This window comes from Arthrobacter sp. 35/47 (genome assembly GCF_000520475.1).
GTDB classification, from domain to species: Bacteria; Actinomycetota; Actinomycetes; order Actinomycetales; family Micrococcaceae; genus Arthrobacter_D; species Arthrobacter_D subterraneus.
Genome location: NZ_KI914581.1, coordinates 17,598 through 21,751 on the forward strand (window position 1 = coordinate 17,598; position 4,154 = coordinate 21,751).

The window sequence follows — 4,154 nt, forward strand, 5'->3', positions numbered from 1 at the left end:
GAAGATCAGGGACTCTCCGGGCGCGATCGCGGAGCCTGCGCCGCGGTCTCCGTAGGCGAGGTGCGGCGGGATTTCCAGCCGGCGTCGTCCGCCGACTTTCATGCCTGGAATCCCCTGGTCCCATCCCTGGATAACCTGACCGACGCCGATGCGGAAGTCCAGCGGCGCGCCGCGGTTCCACGAGGAATCGAACTCTTCGCCGGTCGAGAAGGCCACTCCGACGTAGTGTGCCGAGACGGTATCCCCAGCCTGGGCCTCCCTGCCTGTGCCCTCAATGAGGTCCTTGACGACAAGGTCTTCCGGCAGGTTCTCACCGGGGAAATCGACCTCCGGCTTGGTGCGGTCATATTCGCGCTGTCCGAACGACATGGTGACTCCTTTTATTCTGCGGGTACTTTTTCAATGATTTCGACATAGAAGGCCAGCGGTCCGGCTGGTCCCTGTGCGGGCTGGTCCCCGTAGGCCATGACCGACGGGATCACGAGCAGGACTTTTGAGCCCACTGTGAGTCCGGACAGGCCCTGGGTCCATCCGGGGATGACTCCACTGAGCGGGAACTCCGACGGCTCGCCGCGTTCGAAGCTGGAGTCGAACTGCTCGCCCTGCCAGGACCACCCGGTGTAGTTGGCGGCGATGGTGTCCGCCTCGGTGATCTCTTCGCCGGTTCCTTCCTCGATGACCTTGACGACGAGGTCGGCAGGTGCGTCATTGTCCGGGAACTCGATTGAGGGAACGCCCTGGTCATCGAGGGTCACGGTGGGCAGCTGCCCGGCTTCCTCCAGTTCCGCGACTTCCTCGGAGGAAAGCTTCTTGGGGGGATCCTGTGCACTGATGACCTGCAGGACCAGCAGCTGGTTCGGCGGTGCCTCGGATCCTTCCGGGACCTCAAGGGGTGCCGTGTAGGCGATGTGCGAGCCGACCTTGCTCCCGACCAGTACTTCGTAGAGCTCCGGGTCGGCTTCCTTGAGCTGATCCGTGAGCGCCAGGGACTGGGGCTGGCCTGCGCCGTACGAGTCCTGGAGGACGCTGCCGTCGTCGGCGTTGAAGAACACCAGATGGAACTTCAGGTCCTGACCGGCCTCGATGACTTCGCCGTCGCCTTCAGTGACAGCGCGGACGGCCGTGTCGGTAATGGTGAGCGGGGCGTCGAACTCCACCTCCGGGACAGTCTCAGGGCCTGCGTCTGTGACCTCGACTGACTCTAGGGTTTCGGCAGCACCGGCCGACTTGCCTTCCCGGTCGAAGTCCGCCGGTGTGCTGGCTCCGCTGCATGCCGTCAGGAACAGCATCGCGGGCAGCAGGAATGCTAATACTTTGCGCACGGTATTTCTTTCACGTGGGATGGGGAACGCGGCTCCGCGCTCCTGCCGGCCGTCCTCTCGGCACCGGACTTACCTACCCTAACGGGTTGGGTCAGGAAGTTTCTCCCCGACCTCCCGGTGCGGGGACCTTCAGAGGTGCTCCAAAAGGGCCGTAACCCGCTCGTCTTCCGAGGCGAACGGGTCCTTGCACAGGATGGTCTGCTGCGCCCTGTCATTCAGCTTCAGGTGGACCCAATCGACGGTGAAATCCCGGTTGGCCTCTTTGGCCCGGCGCACAAATTCGCCTCGGAGGCGTGCCCGCGTAGTCTGCGGCGGGATGTCCACTGCGGCCTTGATGTCGACGTCGTCCACCACCCGCTCAGTCTCTCCCCTGCTCTGCAGCATGAAGAACAGTCCACGTGTCCGGGAGATGTCATGGTAGGTCAGGTCGATCTGGGCCACCCGGGCGGCCTCAAGATCCAGGCTGTTCCGGTCCATGTAGCGGTCGATGAGCTTCTTCTTGATCGCCCAGTCGATTTCCCGGTCAACCAGGGCGTGGTTTCCGGTTTCGACTGCGTCCAGGGTGCGCTCCCACAACTCCAGGACCCGGGGAATGTGCGGGGTGTGGGCGCCCTCAGTTTCGACGAAGGACCTTGCCCGGCCGAGGTACTCCCGCTGGATGTCGAGTGCCGATACCCTCCTGCCGTTCGCGAGCTTCAGGGGCTGACGGCCGGTGAGGTCATGCGAGATTTCCCGGATGCTGCGGATGGGGTTCTCCAGGCGGAAATCGCGCATGATGACGCCGGCTTCGATCATCCGCAGTATCAGGTCCACGGCCGCAACCTTCAGGAGCGTGGTTGTCTCGGACATGTTCGAGTCACCGGCGATCACGTGCAGCCGCCGGTAGTATTCGGCGTCGGCATGTGGTTCATCACGGGTATTGATGATCGGCCGTGAGCGGGTTGTCGCGGAGGAGACACCCTCCCAGATGTGGTCCGCCCGCTGGGAGAAGGCATAGAGCGAGCCGGACTGTGTCTTCAGCACCTTCCCGGCTCCGACGAGAAGCTGCCGGGTCACAAGGAACGGGATCAGGATGTCGGAGAGGCGGGAAAACTCCAGCTTCCGCGGTATCAGATAGTTTTCGTGGGAGCCGTAGGAGTTTCCTGCGGAGTCGGTGTTGTTCTTGAAGAGGTAGACGCGGCCGTCGTAGCCCTCCTGTCCGAGCTTCCGCTGGGCCTCGGTGATCAGGTCTTCAAGGATGAGCTCGCCGGCGCGATCGTGGGCGATCAGCTGGGCCACGTCGTCGCATTCGGCGGTTGCGTACTCCGGGTGGGACCCAACATCCAGGTACAGGCGGGACCCATTGGTCAGGAAGACGTTCGAAGACCTGCCCCAGCTCACCACTTTCCGGAAGAGATAGCGGGCCACCTCCTCCGGTGACAGCGGCCGCGAGTTGGGACCGGAGTAGGCGATCCCGAACTCCGTCTCAATTCCGTAGATCCGGCGATCCATTACACCGCCGCCCGATCATTGCCGAGCATGGCGTCCAGTTCCTGCGCAGGGACCCGGCGGAATGCCCTGATGCTGCCGCGGGCGGTCAGCGGGTCGCGGTCCAGCACCGCCACCTCCAGGGTCCTCGATCCGAGGTGGGCGCGGGGTTCGGCGGTGGATCCGCCGTCGTACCGCAGGGAATCGACGGCCGCGCGGATGGCCTCGCCGAAATCCTGTTCTGCGTTCCAGCGACCTTTCAGCGCCTCCACCACCGCGTCCGCCTGACCGCCCATGACAATGAAGCCGGTCTCATCCGCGATGGACCCGTCGAAGGTAAGGCGATAGATGTGGTCCTGGGCAATGGTAGTCCCTACCTCTGCCACCGCCAGCTCCACCTCGAACGGCTTGCTCTCAGCGGTGAACACCGCCCCGAGGCTCTGTGCGTACACGCTCGCCAGGCCGCGTGCCGTGACGTCCTCACGGTCATACGAGTACCCTCGAACATCCGCATACCGAACGCCGGCCTGCCGTAGGCTCTCAAATTCGTTGTACTTGCCTACTGCGGCGAAAGCTATGCGGTCGTAGATCTCGCCGAGCTTGTGGAGCGAGGGAGAAGGGTTCTCGGCAACCAGCGCGATGCCTTCCCTGCAGGTGAGGACCACAACGGAGCGCCCGCGCGCGATTCCCTTCCGCGCGAAATCGGCGCGGTCCTTCATGAGCTGCTCGGGTGAAACGTAGAACTGCTGCGTCATGGTCAGGCCTCCCGCCCTGATACCGACCGGGACGCAATGATCTCCTCCGCTGCCCGGGCAAGGCTGCGCTCGGGGATGCGGCGGGCGCCGGCGCCGTTCACGGTATAGACAACGGGCCAAAGCTGCCGCACCACGTCCGGTCCGCCGGTCGCAGAATCATCATCCGCAGCGTCATACAGTGATTCCACCGCCACTTTCACGGCTTCATCCTCACCGAGATTCGGTTTCCACAACTTTTTCAGCGCACCCCGGGCAAAGACCGATCCGGAGCCGACCGAGTGATGTTCCTGCTCCTCATAGCGGCCGCCCGTGACGTCATAGGAGAAGAGGCGGCCGATCCTGCGTGTCGTGTCAAAGCCGGCGAACAGCGGCACAACCGCCAGGCCCTGCAGGGCGAGCGGAAGATTGGCCCTGATCATGGCCGCGAGCCGGTTCGCCTTGCCGTCGAGGCTCATCCGGGTGCCTTCGATCTTTTCGTAATGCTCGAGCTCGACCTGGAACAGGCGCGTGATATCGAGGGCAATCCCCGCACTGCCCGCTATCCCCAGCACAGAGAACATGTCTGCAGGGAATACCTTCTCAATGTGGCGGCTGGCGATGATGTTGCCCA

5 protein-coding genes are annotated in these 4,154 nt (G+C 63.6%); all 5 read right to left on the reverse strand.

All coding sequences use genetic code 11. The features are described 5' to 3' along the window. A partial coding sequence (locus tag X803_RS0100460; protein ID WP_026543582.1) for an FKBP-type peptidyl-prolyl cis-trans isomerase occupies positions 1–369 on the reverse strand: 369 nt, incomplete at its 3' end. 11 nt (positions 370–380) lie between these two features. Beyond that, positions 381–1,322, reverse strand: a complete 942-nt coding sequence (locus X803_RS0100465; protein ID WP_026543583.1) for an FKBP-type peptidyl-prolyl cis-trans isomerase — start codon at positions 1,320–1,322, stop codon at positions 381–383. Positions 1,323–1,451: 129 nt separating this feature from the next. Next, a complete protein-coding gene (gene pafA, locus X803_RS0100470; RefSeq protein WP_026543584.1) occupies positions 1,452–2,813 on the reverse strand; it encodes a Pup--protein ligase in 1,362 nt (453 codons plus the stop codon). Next, on the reverse strand, positions 2,813–3,544 hold the full coding sequence (gene prcA / locus X803_RS0100475) for a proteasome subunit alpha (protein WP_026543585.1): 732 nt from the start codon (positions 3,542–3,544) through the stop codon (positions 2,813–2,815). The genes pafA and prcA overlap by 1 nt, the downstream gene beginning before the upstream one ends. Positions 3,545–3,546: 2 nt before the next feature. Further along, a partial coding sequence (gene prcB, locus X803_RS16870; protein ID WP_035777348.1) for a proteasome subunit beta occupies positions 3,547–4,154 on the reverse strand: 608 nt, incomplete at its 5' end.